The following is a 20,966-nucleotide window of genomic DNA, read 5'->3' as shown; positions in this document are numbered from 1 at the left end:
TTTACTGTTTGATTTTGGTTAATAAATAACAGGCCTTTTAGTCTTAAAGGGCCTGCTTTATTCTCAGATTTAAAATATTTTTATCGCATGAATAGAAGATGGCTTTCATTATCAGGGTTGGCATTGATCACCCAACTGGCATTTGCCCAGCAGAAAAAAGACTGGCTGGTAACGCCCGTAACGGCAAAAGCGGAAGTACAATCCGCAGGGCAGGATGTGGTGCTGACGAACGGCCTGGTGAAACGCGCCTTCCGTATTGCGCCGAACGTGGCCTGTTTTGACTATGTGAACCTGAGCAACGGTCAGCAGCTGTTGCGCGCCGTCAAACCGGAAGCACGGATCGGGCTGAACGGGAAGGAATACAACGTAGGCGGGCTCTATGGGCAGAAAGAAAATGCCTACCTGTTGCCTGAATGGCTGAACGGGTTTACCGCAGGCAGCAGCGACTTTCAGTATGTAAAACATGAAGTGGCGGATATCAAACCGCGCGTTCAATGGAAAGCCAGATACTGGGCCGGCAATAAGCAGCAGGCCACGGGCAAACAGCTGACATTCACCTATAAAGCCGGCACACCCGAGGTGCAGGGTGTGACCGTTAAAGTGCATTATGCGCTGTACGACGGCATTCCCCTGATCACCAAATGGCTCACGATCGAAAACGGCGCCGGTAAAAATATCTCCGTAAACCGGGTGGTGAACGAAATGCTGGCGCTGGTGGAAGAAGAAAGCGCCGTGGTGGGCACACCGGCGCAATTGCGCAAGCCGCAGGGCATTTATGTCGAAACGAACTATGCCTTCAATAACGCGATGCAGTACCCGGTAAGCGATCAGACCACGCACTGGAAAGCCGATTCGGTGTACACCTCGCAGGTGAATTACGACCTGGGCACGCCCTGCCTCCTGGAAGTGTACCCGGATAAAGTGACGGATGTGATACTGCCCCAGGGCGAAACGTTTACATCCGTAGGTACCAACGAACTGCTGATGGACAGCTACGACCGTGAGCGCCGCGGCCTCGCCGTACGGAAGATGTACCGCACCATTGCGCCCTGGACCACGGGCAATCCCATCTTTATGCACCTCGTCAGCAAAAACGATGAGCAGGTGAAAGAGGCCGTGGACCAATGTGCCGCCACCGGGTATGAAGCGCTCATCCTCAGTTTCGGCAGTCATGTAAACATGGAAGATACCTCCGCCGCCAATATCGCCCGCTGGAAGAAAAACGCGGCGTATGCGCACAGCAAAGGCATCCTGATCGGCGGCTATTCGCTGTTCAGCTCCCGCCGCATCAGCGATAAAGACGATGTGATCAGCCCCGTTACCGGCAAACCCGGCGGCGCGTTTTTCGGGAATGCGCCCTGCTTCGGCAGCGAATGGGGCCTGGCTTACCGCGATAAAATCAAAGCGTTCATCACCCAAACCGGATTCGACATCTGGGAAAATGACGGGCCTTACCCCGGCGACGTTTGTGCGTCTACCACGCACCCCGGCCACAAGGGACTGGACGATTCGCAATGGCGGCAGATGGAAATCCAGAAGGAGCTCTACCGCTGGCTCAATGAAAAAGGGGTGTACATCAATGCCCCCGACTGGTACTTCCTCGACGGCACCAACAAAATCGCATTGGGCTACCGCGAAGTGAACTTTTCGCTCTCCCGCGAACAGCAGAAGATCCTCAACCGCCAGAATATATTCGACGGCACCTGGGAAAAAACGCCTTCCATGGGCTGGGGATTTGTGCCGCTTACCCGCTACCACGGCGGCGGCCCCGAAGCCGTGCTGGAGCCTTTGAAAGATCACCTGGACGATTACAAACAACTGATGTTCCAGTATTACGGCGCCGGTGTACAGGCCTGCTACCGCGGCCCGCGCCTGTACGATTCGGAAGAAACCAAAAAAGTGGTGACGGATATGGTGAACTGGTACAAACAATACCGCGATATCCTGAATTCGGATGTGATCCACCTCCGCCGCCCCGATGCCCGGGATTGGGACGGCATCCTGCACGCCAACCCGCAGCTGAAGGAAAAAGGTCTACTCATCCTGTACAACCCGCTTAAGACGAGCATTACCAGAACCATTGCGGTGCCGCTGTATTACACAGGCCTCACCACAACGGCGAAAGTAAAAGAATCGGGGAAAACATTGAAAACATACCCGCTGAACCGGAATTTTGAGATCAGCATGACGGTTACGCTGGCACCCGGAAGCTATAGCTGGTGGGTGATTGAATAAAATGAAAAGGAGGGCGATCGCCCTCCTTTTTTATTGATCATCGCTGCTCGAAGTAGAACACGCCTTTTTTATTGGAGACCACGATGTCGGTTTTTTTATCGCCGTTCATATCCGTGACCACAAAACCATTCCCGACGCCGGAGTTATTGTCGATCTGGTGGGGCGTCCAGGCGGGCGTTTGGCCGGGTTTGTATTCGAACCAGTACAATACGGCGGGTTCGAATGCACCGGGGTCTTTGCCGTTGTGGGCAAAATAACGTTTGCCGGTGACGAAGTCGGGGTGCCGGTCGTTGTTGATATCTGCCATGATCAGCGCATGCGTTTGCGAGAATTGTTTGCTGATCTCGTGCGTCGTCCATCCGTTGGGTTGCTGCTCGTACCACCAGATGCCGTAGTTGTGGGCCGACGAGCTGATGATGTCCGCATCGCCGTCGCGGTCGGCGTCCAGCACTACCATGTTGGCGCATTCCTTGCCGAGGTCGGCGGGGTGGAAGGTCCATCCGGTTTGTTTCACATCCGCCGGTGATTCCCACCAGCCGTTCCGGATGATCACGTCTTTTCTGCCGTCGCCGTTGATGTCGCCCCAGCCGAGGCCGTGGGTGTATTTGTGAGTGCCCCGCAGGCTGTCGTTGCTGATGATGTACCGCTCCCATTCCTTGCTGTTTTTTCCCGAGGGGGATTTGAGCCAGATCACCTGCCGGGCTTCGGAATCGTTACAGATCAGGTCTTTTCGCCCGTCGCCGTCCACATCTTCGAGCAGGGGCGTTTCGTTGCCGGCTGTTTTCAGGATGACGTGCTGCTGCCAGCGCACGCCGGTTTTACCGGGGTTTTCGTACCAGGCGCAAACGGCGCCGGGCTGGTCGAAGCGGATGAGGTCAACACGGCCGTCGCTGTTCACGTCCATGCAGAAATTGAGGAATGTGGTGCAATAGCCGGGAATGGCGTTGGTCGTATCTGCATGAAGCTGATGGCGTTTCCAGGAAGGGGCTTCGTACCAGTAAGGACCTGCCAGTATATCGGTTTTGCCGTCGTTGTTGACATCGCCGGTGGCAGACCCTTCAGACACAAATATGCTGCTGATCACGTGTTTCCTGAATGATACGGGTTGCTGGCCGTTGCAGACGGCGGACACGCTGACGGCCGCCACCGCGCTGAGGAAAATATTTTTCATGACGTGAAAGGGGATTTCGGGTGTAATGAACCCGGTTAAAATAGGCAATTAATCCCGTAAATCCCAGCATTTCGTGGCGCTGCTGGTTGCACGGCTTCAGAAAGTTCAACCTGCTTCGTGCCCGGATGCATGAATTGGCAAGCCACAGTGTTGCCGATGTTGATGCAAGGCATTCATTCCTCCGGGCCCCGCTCAAAGCCGGTGGTTATCGGACAACAGCGGTTCCGCATAATCCAGTTCGCCGGTGGCCGATAACTGTTCCAGCCTGATTTTGACCGGCATATAATCGAGGTCGGCCGGGATGTGCATCACGAAATAACCGATGCCGTACCCTTCAGACGCGCAACCCATTTCCCGGAATATTTCGCGGACGGCGCCCACATGCTCCGGGTGTTTCAGCAGCACCACCTGCACCGTTGAATTGCCGGAGGGTTCGATGGTTTCACGATAGGTGAGATGGGCTTCCGCTTCGTCGTATTCCGCCACCACAATATCGCCGCAGGCCAGCTGGGGCACATAAAAGGGAATGCTGTCGATTTTGTAAAGCCCGAGCGCTTCACTGATGGTTTCGGCGTGGAGGGTTTCCACCGTTTCTTCGCCCAGCACGCTGCTGTGGAACCGGAACAATATTTTTACGGGTTGGCTCATACCACGGCAAAATACGAAAAACCAAAAAAATGCCCCGGTGATGGCCGGGGCATCCGTTATATGCAACAATGATCAGAAATCGCGATCGGTATTCTGCCGCGCCGGCAGATCGGCCTGTGCGCTGCCCCAGGCGGTATTGTAAAAGGCTGATTTTTCGAGGTCCACGCCTGTGGAGTTTTTTAGTTTGATGAGCACATTGTTGCCCGGCGTCTTCACCATTTTCACTCCGGAAATGCGGGCGCCATGCACGTCATCCATCATTATGGCGTAACGGCCGTCGGGCTTTTCGAAATTAAAACTGCTGTTCGTTACAGTGAGGCCGTTTACATGGCGGGCCCACAAACCGTACGACGGCAATACTTTCAGGTTGGAGGCATTGTACTGGCCCACCCCCAGCTCTGGCGGCGCCATGGCGGTGTCTGATGCGGGATTGGTGCCTTTTACGAGCACATGCACATCATTGAACACCACGTTTTTGATATAGCCGGTGTGTTTGCCGTTGGGCAGTTTGAAGTCCAGCCCGCCCTGCACATCTTTACCGGCAGGCAGGCCATAACCCGCCACAATCGGCGTGGAGCGGCGCTGCGAGCCATCGTATGCTTTCCAGCGTTGACCGCTGAAAGAGCTGCCGGCATACACTTCATATATATCGATCCCGTTCAGGATGATGTTTTCCACTTGCCCGATGTTCACATTTTTAACCAGCAGCTCATGGTGTGCCACACCGTTGTCGGTGAAAGCGTATTTGCCCACTTCGGCGCCCAGGATGCGCGCCCGGTTGGATATCGAAATAAAAAACGGTGTGTAGCTGCGGTACATTTTGGAGCGCGAATGGATAGCGCCGGTGTGGCCACAGTTGAGGTGGATGTCTTTGATATGCGCGCCGTCGTTGGTGGAGATGGAGAAGCCGGCTTTGTTGGCGCCAAGAATGTAAATATTGTCCACGCAAATATCCATGATGTCGTCTGCGGTTTCGGACCCGATCTGGAACAGGTTGCAGTTGGTGTCGCCGATGATGTTGCGCACGCGGTGGTGGCTGACGGGCCGGGTGAAACCCAGCGAGCAGTCGGAACCGGGTTTGACAATGTCGTCCGAACTGACTTTCGAATAGATATTGGTGACGGTTACATCATTGCAGGCCATAAAATCATAGATGTCACGGGCGTTGGAAGTGCCGTGCTGCCCGAAATACGTGTTGTGCACGTTGATGTGGTCGCTGCCGGTGGCCAGTAGTACAAAGTGGCCGCCCCGGTCTATCTGCAGCATGTTGCCGGTATCAGTGATCTTTTCACCTTTTTTGCCGATGTAGTAAGGCGCATCCTTTGTTTCGTCGTACCACAGATCTTCCGCGCGGTGAATACCACCGATCTCGATGTTGGTGCAGAGCTTCAGGGTGAACATTTTATCCGCGCGGTTGTCAGGCGCGTTGTTCATCACTTTATCGCCCGTAACCAGGTTGCCGTTGCCGGTGATGCGGCCGTTACCGATGATCTTGATATTGTCGAGGCGTTCGCCGAAGAACATGGTATTCCTGAAGTAGTGATGCCCTACGTCCTGTTTGGTCATGTAATTCTCCGGATCTTCATAAGGCCCTGCATCTGTGGGGGAGAGGCCGGAGCGGTATTTTTTATCGCTGAACCAGGTGGTTTCCGGCGCGTCTGCGCCTTTGAGCGCCTTGATGGTGGCGGCTTTATCGATATACAGATACACGTTGCTTTGCAGGTGCACGGTACGGACCGAATATGTGCCCGGGCTGAACAAGAGGGTGCCGCCGCCGATGCTGTGCAGGTAGGCGATGGCCTGGTTGACTTTCTCCGTGCAATCTTCTTTTTCTTCGCCGGTGGCGCCAAATTGTTTGATATCCATTTTCCCCGAATAACAACGGGCAATGTTGGAAAACCCTTTATGCGGCCCGTCCTTCACTATCAGCCGGAAACTGTACCGTTTACCGGGCAGCAGTTTTTTAACGGTGGCGGAGGCGCGCTGTACATCCACATTGGCTGCTGCTTTCGCCCAGGTTTTGCCTTCATCCACCGATTGCATCAGTTGGATGCCCGTAGCGCCTTTGACGGGGCTCCAGGAAAAACGCGCCGTGGTATAGGTGCCGGCAGATTCCCTGTATTGCAGGCTCCCGTCTGTCTCCCGGTGAAAATCCGCAATGGTGGGTGTTACATCCAGTGTTGCCACTTCCGTACCGGTGCCCGCGCTGGTGAGCACTTCCGGTACTGCCGTGGTATAAGTGGCTTTGAACGCATAGCGGCCGGCTTTACCGAGTGATACATCCGCGATGACCAGTTTTATATCCGCCCCGTTAGCGGGCCGCAGATCGAGGCCGCTGAGCGTGAGCAAGGTACCTGCAGGTATGGGTGTAATGGCGTATGTACCGACCTTGGAATACGAATATTTCGAGCCCACGCGGCCGATGGATTGTGTGGCCAGGTCTTTCAGCTTTACATCGCCCCGGCCGATCACATTCACCGTGGTATTATCTGGTGTGACGGATATGCCTGCCGGAATGTAAATCTTTACGGTAGCGGCCGGGCTGCGCTGTCCTGCGGTGAAGTACAGTATAACACTGCTGCGGGTGTGCTGTGTGATGGCATTCCTTTCGAGTTGCAGTTTGCCGCTGAGTGCGGCCGGACGAACGAGAACATACAAAGATGGGCCACCCGTTATGCTGAGCCGGTCGCCGGTTTCGACGAGGCCATCCGTTTTGGGCGTGCCGTTTTTTCCGGAAAGCACATATTGTTGTGCGGCCCCGTTTTGAGCGGTCAGTTGGGAAAGCAGTTGCGGAACGGTGGGGCGGGTGGACACCAGTCCCGAATCGGGATGCGTATCGACTGTAAAAACATAGGTGCTGCCGGTGGCCACCACAAGGGTGTCGCCGGAAATGCGGAGGATGTGCGTGGCATTGCTGCCTGCCTGGACGCCTGTACCGGGTTGGCCGCCCTGGTCGCCCGCTTTTGCGGACAATACATAACCAACCAGGGTGCATAACACCAAAGACAGTAGTTTCATAATCGTGGATTTATCAGTATGTAATTTCCCGGTTCAACATCAGCCGCTCTGGTGGTATTCTGTGCCATGGCGGTACGTTCGGGCCGGCCTTCAAGATAATAAACCCCGACTGGTTTTTTTGCTCACTTTCTTGTAAGATATTCGCCTTACACCTTGCCGAACACGACGATGCCGTTGTGCCCGCCAAAGCCGAACGTATTGCTCATCGCGATGTTGATGGGATGGTCGATGGCGGCGCCGGTAACGATGTTGAGGCTGGCCGGGATGGCCGGGTCGATCACGGTGGTGTTGATGGTGGGCGGCACGATGTTGTGCTGCATGGCCATCAGGCTGAGAATGGCTTCAATGGCGCCAGCGGCGCCCAGCAGGTGGCCCGTCATCGATTTGGTGGCGCTGATCTGCATTTTATTGGGCTCGTCTTTCGTCAGTTTCAACAGTGCTTTCGGTTCGGATAGGTCGCCCACCGGGGTGGAGGTCGCATGCACATTTACATAGTCCACCTCCTTGATGGTTACGCCTGCTTCCTGCAGCGCCAGCTCCATTGCTTTGGCCGCGCCCAGCCCTTCCGGATGGGTGGCCGTCATATGATAAGCGTCGGCCGTCATGGCCGCGCCTCTTACCTCTCCATATATGCGTGCGCCGCGTTTTACCGCGTGCTCATATTCTTCCAGTACCAAAGCTCCCGCGCCTTCGCCCATCACAAAACCGTCCCTGTCCACATCAAAGGGGCGCGATGCCGTTTGCGGATCGTTATTGCGGGCGCTCATGGCTTTCATACTGCTGAAACCGCCCAGCGAGGCGGGTGTAATGGGCGCTTCAGAACCACCGGTGATGATTACTTTGGCCTTGCCCAGCCGGATATAATTAAAAGCATCCATGATGGCCGTATTGGAAGTGGCGCAGGCCGAAACGGTGGTATAGTTGATGCCCATGTAACCGTTGCGCATGGAAATCATGCCCGGCGCCATGTTGGCAATCAGTTTGGGTACAAAGAACGGGCTGAAGCGGGGTGTGCCGTCGCCGAGCGCATATTCCTTCACCTGTTCCTCGAACGTTTCCATGCCGCCCTGGCCGGTGCCCCAGATGACCCCTACCTCGAAAGGATCCATGGTGTTGATGTCGATGCCGGCGTCTTTGATGGCCTCGTCGGTCGCGATCAGCGCATATTGTGTAAAAGGGTCTGTTCTTTTGATATCGCCACGGTCGAGGTAATCCGCCGCGTTGAAGTTTTTCAGTTCGCAGGCAAACTGCGTTCTGAACAGGGAGGCGTCGAACCGTGTGACTTTGGCGGCACCGCTAACGCCGGCCACCGCGTTTTGCCAGAAAGTCTGCGTGTTGTTCCCCAACGGGGTCAATGCGCCTAAACCTGTTACAACTACCCTTTTTAACATAGTGCTTCTTTTACGGCAAATATAATTCAAAAAAATACCAAACGGTATAATTTTATTTATCTTCGTGGTATGGATAACGCTTCAACAAAAGCAGCGCGCACCCGCCGGTACATTATTGAAAAAACAGCCGGGGTGTTCAACACAAAGGGGTTTGCGGGCACTTCCATGTCTGATCTGACGGCTGTTACGGGGCTGACCAAAGGCAGTATCTACGGTAATTTCGAGAACAAGGAAGCGGTGGCGGCGGCTGTATTCGATCATAACTACGGCGAGGTGGTGAAGCTGGTGAACCGGCGCATGGAGAAGGAAACTACTTACTACGGTAAACTGATGGTATATGCGGGCGCCTATGGCGATTTCATCCGGAAGGGATATCCGAAGGGCGGTTGCCCTGTGCTGAATACGGCTGTTGAAGCGGACGATACCAACGATGTGCTGAAAGTGCGTGCAGCCCAGGCCATTGCCGGGTGGAAAAAAAGTATCGAATCGCTGATCAAAGGGGGGATGGCGGCGGGGGAATTCAGGCCCGGCCTCGACCCTGCGCAGCTGGCACTCGCCATGATAGCGCTGATCGAGGGGGGCGTCATGATCGCCAAAGTGACGGATACGCCCGCTCATCTGAACAAAGTATTAAAAACCCTGGAGTGGATGCTCGGGGAGATGCGGTTATAAAGGTTTCCGGTTGTTGCGCTGCCAGTCGCGCAGCCCTTTGAGGATGCGCAGCACCACGGGTACGCTCACTACAATAATAATTCCCGTCACTACATAATTGAGCACCGGTCGCATCACGGGCCAGCTGCCGATCAGGTATCCTCCCAGCACAATACAACTGACCCATATCAGCGCGCCGGTAAATGCGGGTACTATGAAACTGCGCACGTCCATCCGGATCATGCCGGCAATGATCGGTGCAAACGTGCGAATGATGGGCAGGAAGGGAGCGGCGAGCAGGGTGAGCTTTCCTCTTTTTTCATAAAATTCTTCGGCGGCTTTGAGGTATTGCGCCCGGAAAAAGCGGGAATCTTTCCGGCGGTAAAGCGCCGGTCCTGTTTTCCTGCCGAACCAGTAGCCGGTAAGGCTGCCGGCCAGGGCTACCAGGCCCAGCAGTCCGCAAACGGCGAACACATTGTAAGGCAACACGCCGGTGGCCATCAACACGCCGCCGGTAAAGAGGAAGGCGCCGGTTGGCACAAAAAACAGGGCGAACACGGCGTTGCCCGCAAATACGATGAGGCATATCAGCGGCAGGCCACCATACCGGATGAGCGCTTCGGCGTCAAAAACAGCTAGCAGGGTGTTGATCAACATCGGATAAAGGTACTATATATTCACACGGTCGCCATGCGATTTGGGCGCCGAAATAACCAGGAACCGGAGGTCGGCGGGGCCATCATTGCGGACGGCATGCGGTATGCGCGGCGGGATGTGCAGGCTTTCTCCGGCACGAACCGTGACCGTCTTTCCGTCCACGATAAAACCGGCCTCGCCGCTGAGGATATAAAAAACCTGCTGCGCATGCCCGTGCAGGTGCATGGTTTCCGCCGTGCCGGGCGGCATGTTCTCCTGGATAACGCTCAGGCCGTCCGACTGCAGCAGATGCCAGCCGTCGCAGGCATCGCCCCAGGTGTAATGTGCTGCGTTAGTAATGGAAACAGGTATCATAAACTGCCTCTTTTTTTAACCACGTGCCGGATGCCCGCGCCAATCATCCGCTCCAGCAAATCGTAACCGCCGTTGGCTTTGGTGTGGGCGCTTTCCCTTTCCGCGAGTGTAATCGGGCTGGCCCAGAAAAGATTCACGCGGTCGCCTTCCATGGCGGGCAGGTCTATGTCAGGGCCGTTGTACAGGGCGGAGGAAAGGATAAAACTGTCGAAACCGGCCGGTACGCTGGCGGAGCTGATGGTATGCCCTTCGCCGAGCCAGGTAAGGTTCGCCCAGGGGCTGTCGGCCATGCCGGAAACGCCCTGCGCCATCATCATGATCTCTTCTTCCGTGAAATCTTTTTTGCTGACGGCCAGTCCCAGTTCCATTCTCCGGAACCCGGGCGCCTGATCGTTGTACAGCAATTCCACCCACGGCATGGGGCGTATGCTCACGCCGAGGCTCAGGAAATAAACGACATCCTCTTTCTCAAACCGCGCCAGCGCCATCGGCGGCCACATCTGCTGATCGATGGCGTAGTATTGCAATGTTTCTCCGAACTGCGCTTCATAGGCCTGTAAAAATTGCTGCTGGATGGGCTGCCAGGGATTCTCTGTTTCGTTGCCCCATTTATCCCAGAAAGCCGATGTTTTTTCGATGCGTTCATACAAGGCCGGGGCCGCGAGCGGGAACAGTCCGCAGTTCTCCACCACTTCCGTACAATCCAGCGCATAACTGGCCGGTTGTTCGGCTGCCAGCGACCAGCCCGGGATTACTGCCAGCGGTTCGTTCTGATAAAACAGAGTGGCGCCGTCGTCTTCCTCATGCCACATCACGCTGAGTTCATCCGCCTGCAGGGACTCCTTCCCATCAGGGTGATTACAATAACGTGTTTCCAAGAGGGGAGCGGTGCCTTTTTCCATGGCGCCGTAGTCGCGTTCATCCGGCGCGGGCTGCAGGTTGCGCAGCCAGCAGGCGCGCATGTTATAACGCTGGGTGAAGGGCTCAGCCGGATAAATATAAAAATAAGCGGTGCGCTCATCCTGCTCAACTACTGCATACAAAGTGCCTCTGTTGTTCGCCTGCTCGAGCAGTGCTACGGGTGTATTAGCCATGGAAGAAATATTTTTGCTTTGCAGCGGGAAACTACAAATTATTTTGCTGTACCCCCAAGGAGGCAGCAACTGTTTTTGTTATCTTTTTTTAAACGGGCATGCGTGGGTGCAGCTGGGACTGCTTCATTGGCGCGGGTTTGTTTCACTACTCTAAAGCCCTGGTTGCTGAACGAGGCCCGCGGATGCACCCTGCCGATGTTGACGGAATTAAAGAAGTTGCAGGCATTTTTGCTGCACCACCATGAGCCACCGCGCGCATGCGCGATGTTTTTTTCACCGGGCAGCCGGCCGGCGCACAGCTCGAATACATTGCCATACATGTCGTACAATCCCCATGCGTTGGGCCTGAAACGGCCTACCGGCGAGGTGTACATATAACCGTCGCTGCTGTCGGCAACGAGATGGTTGCGGCCATGCCAGATGTTGGCGTAATCCCGGATTTGATCCGTTTTCTCGCCCCAGTAATATAGCGTGGAAGCGCCGGCCCGGGAAGCGATTTCCCATTCGTCGAGCGTGGGCAGCCTCACTTTAGCCCATTGGCAATAGGCTTCCGCGTCGCGATAACTGATGGTGGTAACGGGGTGATCGGGTTTGCTGCCGCCGCGGCTTTTCCCGTTGGGATACCGCCAGCTGGCGGTACTGTCTTCCAGCCATCTGAATTCAGCGAGGCCGGGCTCGAATACCAGTGCGTTCCTGAATTTTTCGGCATCGGTGATGTAACCGGTGGCGGCGATAAATTCCGCGAATGCCGCATTGGTCAGTTCGGTAGCCGCCATCTCAAACCCAGCGGTCTTTACCTGCCGCAGCGGGTTCTGCAGGCTACCTTTTTGCCCGACCGTATACGTGCCGGCAGGCACCTGCACGAATGGTGCAGGCGATTGAAAAAGCAGCAGGAGCCAGAGCGCAGGGGAGAACATATCGTCAGCGGTTTTTATAGAAATTGGTAGCCCGTTCGATGATCAGGGCTTCATTCGCCGTATTGAAATCGATATATGCTTTGAAGTCGGCATTGTCGCCATACAGTTTGCGGTACGACGAAGAGGCCATAAACGGCTGGTACTCGTTTTTTCTCATCAGCAGGAGCAGCACGGTCAGGATGTCGTGATCTTTTTTATCGGTGTTATAGATATCTATCAGGAAGGGGATCATTTCTTTCCCGTTCACTTCCACCACGGCATGCTTGTAATTCACTCCCATTCTTTTGCTGCGCGTCACCGATTCTTTGATGATGGCCATCACGGAATCGCGGTTGCTGGTGAGGAAGTTGAGCTGCCGTTCGCTCCAGCTTTGTTCATCGAAGGCATCGGGCAGGGTGCCGAATATTTTTTTGTGCTCGTCCTGCACAGGCGGTTGTACATCACAGTTCTGGCTGAATATCTCCGCGTGGATCATGTGATAGGTGAACTTTTCGCGGAGGCTGAGGGCCATGTAATCCTTATCTGCCGGTTTGGCGGGAACGTCTTCGTCCGGCGCCTGAATACCGGCGATGAGTTTTTTCACTTTAGCCAGCCCGTAGGGGGGCACGGTAATTTTGCTGCGGTATTCGGCGTAGGCCTGGCTTTCTTTGCTGGCCGGTTTCCATTCGTCGGCGTCCTGGGCGGCGAGGTGCAGGGAGCAACATAAGAAGGCTGCGGTGAGCAGGTGTTTCATTCAGTGTTATTTTAGAAAAGTGGGGTAAAAATACTGTTTATTTACCGCATGTCTGCCTGCCGCTGAATTCGTATATTTAGCAGGTGCAACCGGCTTCGGCCGGCAGCATATCGTGCTAAAAAGTTTTTCACATGATAAACATTAAACGTGTTTACGAACCAGCTCAGCCGGCAGACGGTTTCCGCATACTGGTAGACCGCCTCTGGCCGCGGGGCATCAAAAAAGAAACGGCGCAGGTCGACCTCTGGGCAAAAGAGGTTGCCCCATCCACCGAACTGCGCAAGTGGTTCCACCACGAAGAGCAGCACTGGCCGGAATTCGTAAAGCGGTATAAAGCGGAATTGAAGGCATCGGATGCCCTGGCCGCCCTGCTGCCTGAAATCAAAAAGCACAAGGCCGTCACCTTGCTGTATGGCGCGAAGGATGAGGAAAACAATCAGGCAGTGGTACTGCGGGAGTTGCTGAAGGCGAAGTTGTAGTGTGTGGGATAGTTCCTTCGTACATCATCCGCAAGAACTGCCGCATCCAAACGGAAGTTGCTTCCCCAGGCAGCGTATTATAGAACCTTAGTCAAATTGCTTTTGATCAGTTCCCATCTCCCTGTATGGCGCGAAGGATGAGGAAAACTTCAGGCGGTGGTGCTGTGGGAGTTATTGAAGGCGAAGTTGTAGTGTGTGGGATTGTTCCTTCGTACATCATCCGCAATAACTGTCGCATCCAAACGGAAATTCCCTCCAAGCAATATTCCATAGAACCTGAATCAAATTGCTTTCAGTCAGTTCCCATCTCCCTCAAACAAAAGTCCACTCCGGAAACAGGTGTTTCAGAGGGAACGGATGTATGCCTAAACAATTATTTTTTGAACGGGATCACCATATTCCACGACCGCGTGGCGTTATTGAAGCCGCCCGGTCCGTCCATCGTCGCGAAAAAGAGGTATGCCGGTTTTTTATTTTCGAATAAAATGAAGGGGCGTTCCAGCTGGCCCTGCATTTCGGTTTTGCCGTCGTTCCAGGATACGGTGCGGGAATAGGCTTTCGGGTCTTTGTCGATGGTCCATTTCACGCCGTCTTTCGAATGCGCGAGCACGCCGCCGCCCCTTTCCCCGGTAAACCTGGCTACCTGGTCTTTAAAAATAATATGATAGCCGCCCGCATCTTTCCACATAAAAGGATCCTCCGCTTCGCCTTGTGTATCCACACTGAAAATCGGCTGATCGTTGTTCAATACTTTATACGGCCCGAAAATGGAAGGGGCTTTGGCGACGCCCAGGCTCATATGGGAATGGGTATTGCCTTTATGCCCGCGGCCCTTGAACATGATCAGCACCGAGCCGTCGTCGTGTACCACGGCTGTGGGATTGGAGGTGAGGAAACTGTAAAATGTGTTGGGCTTGACGGGCAGCACCGGTTGGTCGAGGCGCTTCCATGGGCCATACGGACTGTTTGATACGGCTACGCCTACACGTTTATTGTTCCTTGCAGCAATGCACCAGTGGCTTTGCAGCGTCAGTTCCTTCGCTTTCGGATCTTCGAAGGGGTGGGTGGAGCCCATATAAAACAGGATGTATTGCCCTTTGTGCTTCACGATCTGGGGATTGTGCGTGGCCCTGCCGTCCCAATACTGGGCGCCTCTTGCGGGCAGCGCTACGTCGGAGAAAGTGTACGGTCCTTCGGGTTTATCCGCTACCGCGTGCACCACTTCCGAAGCCACCATCCAGCCGGGATGGAACACCAGAGAATCGGGCCAGCGCGATGCGAACAGGTGGTATTTGTTATCCTCGCCTTTCACGGCCGAACCGCACCAGACCCAATATCCCTTCATTGAAAAACCGCCGCCACGGGGCGCGTCGGCCAGTTTGCTGAAAACGGGATTGGCGGATTGAGACTTCAGTTCGGCGAGGTGGTCTATTTTCTGTGCCCTGGCGGCTGCGCCGGCCAGTAATACGATCGCCAGTAAAAGATGTTGTTTCATAACGTCGGAATGAAGCGGCAAGATAGTCATAAAATAATTTTACTCCGGCAACCGGGCGCCTTTCGTCAGGTCCCAACCCGCGTTGTAGGTTTTGCCGGAGCGGGCGGTCACCCAGATGAAACCCAATTCCTGCTCCGGGTTTTTAATCAGCGGAAGTAACGCCTTCCCCCAGTCTTTGATCGGGTCTTTAAGCGTCCACCAGCCGGAGGTATTGGTACCGTTCATATGGTCTTCGTCGGCCGGGTAGCCCAGTTGAAAGGCACAGGCTGTAGGAGAAAAACGGTTGGCCCAGCGGGCAAATCCCTGGTTCAGTTCTTCCAGCGTGCCTTCCGACGCATCGTTGATGAAAATAAGATCGCCTTTGCCCCGGTACGAGGGCGGCATGTAGTCGCCGTTATAGTGACGAAGGAACATACGGTAGCCGGCGCCGTGCGATTTGATTTTTTCGTCCCACACCCGCGCCATCGAGTCGGTGGCTTTGCCGAAATATTCAAGCTCGATGCCCATGCCGGCAACGCATTTGTGGTGTTTGAATTTTCCCAGCCATTCATCGATGGCGGCGGTCACGTTGGTTTGTCCGATCCCCTTTTTGGGATTGGCTTTAAAAGGGAATATTTCCAGGAATACGGTAACGCCGAGCTGGTCCATATACGAGAGATAATGCTCGTGTACTTCTGCCGGAAGGCCTTCATAAGCGGGTGTGATGCGGGAAAGGTCGCCCACCGCCCAGGTGGCCAGCGGAGCGGAGCCGGGGAAACGGTTGTTGACATTAAAAATCACGTTCGCCAGCGATGCTTTATCGGGCAGGGTGATAAAAGAACCGATTTTGACATCGAGTTGGGTAATGCCGTCGGCGGCGCTTTTGCGGGTGGGTTGCCAGGCGCCGGTCCATTTGAAGGATGCCTGTCTGGCGGGGGACAAAGCGACTCCGGCAACGACCAGCATCATGCAGATAGCCAGGTGTTTCATAACGGGTGGAATTTTAGGTCACTTAAGATACAAATATTCTCCTGTTGTTGAAGCTTCCGGCCACGAAAAAAGCCGCTGTATGAAAGCCGGGGTTGTTTTTGGGGTACGATGAAAAACAACTGCGCAATTGTGTGCCCAGGAGTGTAGCATGCATGCCCCAATCTACATGGCTGTTGGTACCGTTCCGGGATGGCATGGTTTTGTCGCATTACGGGAAAGACGCACATCCGGGCGGTCAACCGGCGGCGGCATTTGCAATGCCGGGTACGGAGATGATGGAAGGTGTCAAGTACACCGGGAAATACCGAATGTTCCCGGTCATCGCCCTGATAATCGACAGTTACCAATCGAGCAATCATATGAAAATCTCTGTTGTCGTTCCGACCTACAAAAGGCCACTCCTGCTCATGGAGTGCATCAAAGCCCTGGCGAGGCAGCGTTTCAGCAAAGAGGAATTCGAAGTGCTGGTGGTGAGTGATGGTCCCGACCTGCTGACGAAAAAAGTGGTGGTATCGTGGAAGCATACCGGCCTCCTGGATATCGAGTACATTGCGCTTGCCGACAGACGCGGGCCTGCCGCTGCACGCAACGCAGGCTGGAAGGTAGCCTCGGGGCAACTGATCGCGTTCACCGACGATGATTGCCTGCCCGATGAGCATTGGCTGGAAACGCTCTGGGAGTCGGCGCAGCAGCATGAGCCATGCGCCTTTGCCGGGAAAGTTATCGTGCCTATCCCGCCTGTTCCCACTGATCATGAGTGGAATGCGGCGCAACTGGAAAACGCCGGCTTCGCAACGGCCAACTGCGCCTGCATGCGCAGCGTGCTCGAAAAAACGGGCGGGTTCGACGAACGGTTTCAGATGGCCTGGCGGGAAGACAGCGACCTGGAGTTTTCCATACTCGAAAAACACATCCCGCTGGAACCTTTGCCTGAAGCCATCGTAGTGCATCCTGTCCGGAAGGCCCCCTGGGGCGTCAGCCTCTACCAGCAGAAAAAAACGATGTTCAATGCGCTGCTGCATAAAAAATTTCCGGGCTATTACCGTGAGCGCATCCATGCCGAGCCGCCTTTCGGGTATTATTTGATGATCGCAGGCTTCACCGGCAGCTGGCTGTTCATGCTGGCCGGTAATTTTCCCGTAGCATGGATATGCCTGGGGGCCTGGTTGGCCGCACTGCTGTTCTTTATCGTGAAGCGGTTGTGGGACACATCGCACAGCTCCGCACATGTGCTGGAAATGATTGTTACATCCGCCCTCATCCCGTTCCTGTCTGTGTACTGGTATTGGTATGGCACATGGAAATTCAGAAGAAGCCATGTATAGTACCATTGCCGTATTCCGGGCTTTACAGTTGGGCGACATGCTCTGTGTCATACCGGCCTGCAGGGCACTGCGGCATGCCTTCCCGCAGGCGCATATCGCGTTGATCGGCCTGCCGTGGGCCAACGACCTCATCTACAGGTTTCCCGCCTATTTCGATGAATTCATTGCGTTCCCCGGCTATCCCGGCTTGCCGGAACAGCCCGTGAACGCACGGGCCACCGATGCGTTTTGCGATGCCATCCGGCAAAGAAAATTTGATCTGTTGCTGCAGATGCATGGGAACGGGTCCATCGTCAATCCCTTCATGGAAACACTGGGCGCGCGTGTGACAGGAGGCTTTTGCCGGCAGGAAGAATATGGTCCGTACCCGGATACTTATCTGGAATACCCCGAAGATGAACACGAGATCAACCGCCATCTGCTGCTGATGCGGCACCTCGGCATCCCCACGCAGGGCGCCCACCTGGAGTTCCCTTACGCCACGATGATAAAATTGCCATCCAGGCCCTACATCTGTGTACATCCGGCCTCGCGTTGTGCTGCCCGGCAATGGCGCCCCAGGTATTTTGCCGCGCTTGCCGACCATTTTGCCGCAAAAGGTTATACGATTGTGCTGACCGGCACGGCCGGAGAAAGGAAGGTGGCCGCTGAAGTGGCTGCCCGCATGGAATACCGATCGATGAACCTGGCGGGGCAGACTTCGCTCGATGGGGTAGCGGCGTTATTGCAGCAGGCTGCTGCGCTTTTTTCGAACAGTACCGGTGTTTCCCAGATAGCCGCTGCGCTGGAAACGCCCAGCGTGATCATCAGCATGGACGGCGAGCCACACCGCCGGGCGCCGCTCAACAAAAGGTTGCACCGCACCATCGACTGGACGGTGATACCTGACTACAATGCAGTGCTGAATGAAGCGGCTGCATTGCTGGCCAGTGAACGGGTGCCGGGCCAGCTGCGTTGTTGACTGAACTGCGCACTGTCCCAGCTATTCGTAATCGGCTGCGCCGGCTTTGGTGGTGTCTGTTTCGTAGGGCGGAACATTCCGGTTGATGAGCTTTTCCGTTCCCTTGTCCCTCGTTTTTTTACCGGACTGTATGACAACGAATACAATAATCGCTATCACCACAACCGCCAATGCGAGCAATGATACTAACATGGTGAATGGTTTTACCATTTGTCGCACATAATGCGTGCCTGAAGAACAGCTGTAGCCATAAAAAAGGCGGATAAATTATCCGCCTTTCCGTTATTTATCGCATTAATTCCCGGATTCTCGCCTGCCCCGTATTCACATCCGCCTTCAGGTCGCTCAGCATGGAGTATAACCCGAAATAGGTGCGGTTGATGTACAGTGAATGGCGGCTGCCCCGGGCTACCTTGGATTCCCGCACTTCCTTCAGGTTGGACAGGTAATCCATGTAAGCGTAGATTTCGTTGAAATAATCCTCATTCCCGAAATCAAACCGGTCTACGGTGAACGGGTGCGTGAGCAAGCGGATCATTTCCTGGAAAAGACCCGAAAAGAAGACCACTTCTTTCTCGGTGTCGGTGGGGTGGATCATTTCGAGGGCGGTATAAATTTCTTTGCGCCGCACATCGTCTTTCAGCACTTCCTTATCCGTCAGCAGGAAATAGTTCACATAGAAATCTTCCGGCACTTCCTTCACGCAGCCGAAATCAAAGATGCCCACGGTGCCGTCTGCCCGCAGCAGGAAGTTGCCGGGATGCGGATCCGCATGCACTTTTTTCAGGTTGTGCACCTGGAACTGGTAAAAATCCCACAGCGCCTGGCCGATTTTATTGCGTACTTCCTGCGAAGGGTTGGTGGCCAGGAACTCTTTCAGATGGCGGCCTTCCAGCCAGTCCATCGTAATGATCCGGTCAGACGACAGCCCCGGGTAATACGTCGGGAATACCAGGTTGGGAATATGCGCGCATTGCGCACTGAGCTCCTGTGAGCGGCGAAGCTCGAGCGCATAGTCCGTTTCCTCCAGCAGTTTGGATTCTATTTCATCGAAATATTTGTCCATATCCACTTCGTTCATGCCCACAATGCGGATGGCGAAGGGTTTAACGATGCGGAGATCCGATTTGACGCTGCTGGCCACGCCGGGGTACTGGATTTTTACTGCCAGTTCCTTCCCGTTTTTGGCGGCCCTGTGTACCTGTCCGATAGACGCAGCGTTGCTGGCTTTCAACTCGAAGCGGTCGTACAGTTCCGCCGGCGTTTTGCCCAGCGTTTTTACGAATGTATTGACTACCAGTGGGCCCGAAAGGGGAGGGGCGCTGTACTGGCTCATGGCGAAACGTTCGGAGTATGCCTTCGGCAGCATGCCCCGGTCCATGCTCAGCATCTGCGCCACTTTGAGGGCGCTGCCTTTGAGGTTGCTGAGGGTCTCGTATATATCTTCCGCGTTTTCCTGATGCAGGGCTTCCCTCGTAATGGAGGGGTCCATGAGTTTGCGGGTGTAGTGTTTGATGTAGTTGGTGCCTACTTTGAGGCCTGTGGTCACAAACCGGCCGGCCCTTTCCACCTTGCCGGTAGGGATATTCGTTTGTTCTTTCATCCGTTGTTGTTTATTTCCGTGTCAGTATGAATTTTCCGAAATCGAGGAGGCTGTCCAGTGTATTGGATTGAATCAGCTGGAAACTCAGGTGCACTGCCTTTTCGATGGCCGCGTCCGTCATTTCGAAGTTGAGGCTTTTGTCTTCAATCCAGTATTTGAGCACAAAGAGTGCCTGCATCCAGAAGCCGTGAACATACTGGTCGGAAATATATTTTCTCTCTTTGATCTCGGTGGTGAGATATCCTTCTTTGATGAGGCTGGCGGCGTAATCATAGAAGGCTTTTTTGAAGGAAGACAGCTGGCGCAGCTGCCCGCCCGGGAGTTGTGAGCGCTGATGCTGCTGCAGAATGTAGCTGCGGTCGTCTTTCAGTTTCTGTACCCACAAGAAATAAAAGGCCAGCAGTTTTTCCTGTGCGGAATATTGCTGGTAGGTAGGGTCGTCTTTCAGCTGGTCAACGGTGCGTTGAAAAATGTCGAGCCAGATGTCTGTTTCTACCCCTTCCATAGCGCTGTAAGATTCGTAAAATTCGGATTCAGGGATGTCCAGGATCTTGCAGAGCGCGAAAACAGATACGGGTCTTTTACCGTTTTCGAGCCAATAGCGCTTGTACGCCTCACGAATGGTGTGCTTTTCCATATTCGGTACCTTTTAAATGATAAGAACTTGCGGGGACTACACAAATTTACGGCGCGGCGGATTACAATCATCGGGCGGGGAGAAAATGATACCTGGTGAACGAAGGAGATTCGCTATGGTAGGGCGTTTGGTTGAATTGTTAAATATTTCCCAATTGCCTTATTTTTGGATATTAAAACGAGCGGATATGAAGAAACGATTTGCAGGCCTGCGGACGGCCATTTACCGGGTGCCCGATGTGACCGAAGGGAAAGCATGGTACGCCAAAGTATTTGACGCACAGCCCTATTTCGACGAGCCTTTTTACGTGGGGTTTGAAATAGGCGGGTATGAACTGGGCATTCATCCTCTTGAGCCGGGAGAAGCGCATCCCGGGCCGGGTGGGGTGGAAACCTACTGGGGGGTGGAAGATGTGAAGGCGGAATACGAGCGCCTGCTGTCGCTGGGGGCCACGCCGCACCACGAGCCGCAGAACGTTGGCGGGCCGATAGAAGTCGCCATTGTAAAGGACCCCTGGGGGAACCTGTTGGGAATCATTTACAATCCGCTGTTTAAAGCGCAATAAACGCCGGTTTCCGGTATGCATACATCAAAAACGGCTGTTCTTCTGGAACAGCCGTTTTTGATG

20 protein-coding genes are annotated in these 20,966 nt (G+C 54.5%); 6 read left to right on the top strand and 14 right to left on the bottom strand.

What is annotated here, in order from left to right; translation table 11 throughout:
* The first annotated feature begins 87 nt into the window (after nucleotides 1-87).
* Nucleotides 88-2,235, top strand: a complete 2,148-nt coding sequence (locus tag EGT74_RS22010) for an alpha-galactosidase (RefSeq protein WP_123848689.1) — start codon at nucleotides 88-90, stop codon at nucleotides 2,233-2,235.
* Between the two features lie 37 nt (nucleotides 2,236-2,272).
* Here EGT74_RS22010 and EGT74_RS22005 read toward each other — a convergent pair whose 3' ends face one another.
* The 4 genes from EGT74_RS22005 to fabF form a co-directional block, all read right to left on the bottom strand.
* Complete coding sequence (locus EGT74_RS22005) at nucleotides 2,273-3,406, bottom strand: FG-GAP repeat domain-containing protein (RefSeq protein ID WP_123848688.1); 1,134 nt, start codon at nucleotides 3,404-3,406, stop codon at nucleotides 2,273-2,275.
* A gap of 192 nt (nucleotides 3,407-3,598) precedes the next feature.
* On the bottom strand, nucleotides 3,599-4,054 hold the full coding sequence (locus EGT74_RS22000) for a DUF4265 domain-containing protein (RefSeq protein ID WP_123848687.1): 456 nt from the start codon (nucleotides 4,052-4,054) through the stop codon (nucleotides 3,599-3,601).
* Nucleotides 4,055-4,126: 72 nt separating this feature from the next.
* Complete coding sequence (locus EGT74_RS21995; RefSeq protein WP_123848686.1) at nucleotides 4,127-7,072, bottom strand: endopygalactorunase; 2,946 nt, start codon at nucleotides 7,070-7,072, stop codon at nucleotides 4,127-4,129.
* Between the two features lie 146 nt (nucleotides 7,073-7,218).
* A complete protein-coding gene (gene fabF, locus EGT74_RS21990; protein ID WP_123848685.1) occupies nucleotides 7,219-8,463 on the bottom strand; it encodes a beta-ketoacyl-ACP synthase II in 1,245 nt (414 codons plus the stop codon).
* Between the two features lie 69 nt (nucleotides 8,464-8,532).
* Between fabF and EGT74_RS21985 the strand changes: the two genes are divergently transcribed.
* On the top strand, nucleotides 8,533-9,135 hold the full coding sequence (locus EGT74_RS21985; protein ID WP_123848684.1) for a TetR/AcrR family transcriptional regulator: 603 nt from the start codon (nucleotides 8,533-8,535) through the stop codon (nucleotides 9,133-9,135).
* Here EGT74_RS21985 and EGT74_RS21980 read toward each other — a convergent pair.
* The 5 genes from EGT74_RS21980 to EGT74_RS21960 are packed head-to-tail and all read right to left on the bottom strand — an operon-like array spanning nucleotide 9,130 to nucleotide 12,869.
* Entirely contained in the window at nucleotides 9,130-9,771 is a 642-nt protein-coding gene (locus EGT74_RS21980) for a DedA family protein (protein ID WP_123848683.1), read from the bottom strand. The genes EGT74_RS21985 and EGT74_RS21980 overlap by 6 nt on opposite strands.
* A 12-nt stretch (nucleotides 9,772-9,783) precedes the next feature.
* Nucleotides 9,784-10,125, bottom strand: a complete 342-nt coding sequence (locus EGT74_RS21975) for a cupin domain-containing protein (protein ID WP_181954767.1) — start codon at nucleotides 10,123-10,125, stop codon at nucleotides 9,784-9,786.
* The gene (locus EGT74_RS21970; protein ID WP_123848682.1) at nucleotides 10,122-11,219 is read right to left on the bottom strand and encodes a suppressor of fused domain protein; all 1,098 of its coding nucleotides are present in this window, start codon (nucleotides 11,217-11,219) and stop codon (nucleotides 10,122-10,124) included. Before EGT74_RS21970 ends, EGT74_RS21975 begins: the two co-directional genes overlap by 4 nt.
* A gap of 38 nt (nucleotides 11,220-11,257) precedes the next feature.
* Nucleotides 11,258-12,136 (bottom strand): formylglycine-generating enzyme family protein, encoded by an 879-nt coding sequence (locus tag EGT74_RS21965; RefSeq protein ID WP_123848681.1) that lies wholly within the window; start codon nucleotides 12,134-12,136, stop codon nucleotides 11,258-11,260.
* Nucleotides 12,137-12,140: 4 nt separating this feature from the next.
* Nucleotides 12,141-12,869: a hypothetical protein gene (locus EGT74_RS21960; RefSeq protein ID WP_123848680.1), complete on the bottom strand. Its 729-nt coding sequence runs from the start codon at nucleotides 12,867-12,869 to the stop codon at nucleotides 12,141-12,143.
* A 131-nt stretch (nucleotides 12,870-13,000) separates the two neighbouring features.
* Here EGT74_RS21960 and EGT74_RS21955 point away from each other — a divergent pair, with 131 nt between their 5' ends.
* Nucleotides 13,001-13,348: a DUF488 domain-containing protein gene (locus EGT74_RS21955; protein WP_123848679.1), complete on the top strand. Its 348-nt coding sequence runs from the start codon at nucleotides 13,001-13,003 to the stop codon at nucleotides 13,346-13,348.
* Between the two features lie 373 nt (nucleotides 13,349-13,721).
* Here the strand turns inward: EGT74_RS21955 and EGT74_RS21950 are convergent, their stop codons facing one another.
* Together EGT74_RS21950 and EGT74_RS21945 are read right to left on the bottom strand one after the other, a co-directional pair.
* A complete protein-coding gene (locus EGT74_RS21950; protein WP_123848678.1) occupies nucleotides 13,722-14,843 on the bottom strand; it encodes a glycoside hydrolase family protein in 1,122 nt (373 codons plus the stop codon).
* Nucleotides 14,844-14,882: 39 nt separating this feature from the next.
* Entirely contained in the window at nucleotides 14,883-15,812 is a 930-nt protein-coding gene (locus EGT74_RS21945; RefSeq protein WP_123848677.1) for a hypothetical protein, read from the bottom strand.
* A 359-nt stretch (nucleotides 15,813-16,171) separates the two neighbouring features.
* Here EGT74_RS21945 and EGT74_RS21940 point away from each other — a divergent pair, with 359 nt between their 5' ends.
* Complete coding sequence (locus tag EGT74_RS21940) at nucleotides 16,172-17,137, top strand: glycosyltransferase family 2 protein (RefSeq protein WP_123848676.1); 966 nt, start codon at nucleotides 16,172-16,174, stop codon at nucleotides 17,135-17,137.
* Nucleotides 17,130-18,098, top strand: coding sequence for a glycosyltransferase family 9 protein (locus tag EGT74_RS21935; protein ID WP_123848675.1), 969 nt, complete (start codon nucleotides 17,130-17,132; stop codon nucleotides 18,096-18,098). Before EGT74_RS21940 ends, EGT74_RS21935 begins: the two co-directional genes overlap by 8 nt.
* Before the next feature lie 21 nt (nucleotides 18,099-18,119).
* On the opposite strand, the gene EGT74_RS26965 is transcribed toward EGT74_RS21935, so the two are convergent.
* The 3 genes from EGT74_RS26965 to EGT74_RS21925 form a co-directional block, all read right to left on the bottom strand.
* Nucleotides 18,120-18,290, bottom strand: a complete 171-nt coding sequence (locus tag EGT74_RS26965) for a hypothetical protein (protein WP_158618261.1) — start codon at nucleotides 18,288-18,290, stop codon at nucleotides 18,120-18,122.
* Between the two features lie 94 nt (nucleotides 18,291-18,384).
* Nucleotides 18,385-19,701: an ABC1 kinase family protein gene (locus tag EGT74_RS21930; protein ID WP_123848674.1), complete on the bottom strand. Its 1,317-nt coding sequence runs from the start codon at nucleotides 19,699-19,701 to the stop codon at nucleotides 18,385-18,387.
* A 10-nt stretch (nucleotides 19,702-19,711) separates the two neighbouring features.
* Nucleotides 19,712-20,338, bottom strand: a complete 627-nt coding sequence (locus tag EGT74_RS21925) for a TetR family transcriptional regulator C-terminal domain-containing protein (RefSeq protein ID WP_123848673.1) — start codon at nucleotides 20,336-20,338, stop codon at nucleotides 19,712-19,714.
* Between the two features lie 187 nt (nucleotides 20,339-20,525).
* Here EGT74_RS21925 and EGT74_RS21920 point away from each other — a divergent pair, with 187 nt between their 5' ends.
* Nucleotides 20,526-20,903, top strand: coding sequence for a VOC family protein (locus EGT74_RS21920; RefSeq protein WP_123848672.1), 378 nt, complete (start codon nucleotides 20,526-20,528; stop codon nucleotides 20,901-20,903).
* Nucleotides 20,904-20,966: the final 63 nt, after the last annotated feature.

The organism is Chitinophaga lutea, from assembly GCF_003813775.1.
In the GTDB taxonomy this organism is placed as follows: Bacteria; Bacteroidota; Bacteroidia; order Chitinophagales; family Chitinophagaceae; genus Chitinophaga; species Chitinophaga lutea.
The sequence above is the reverse complement of the archived record's forward strand: the minus strand, read 5'-3'. Positions and strand labels throughout refer to the sequence as shown.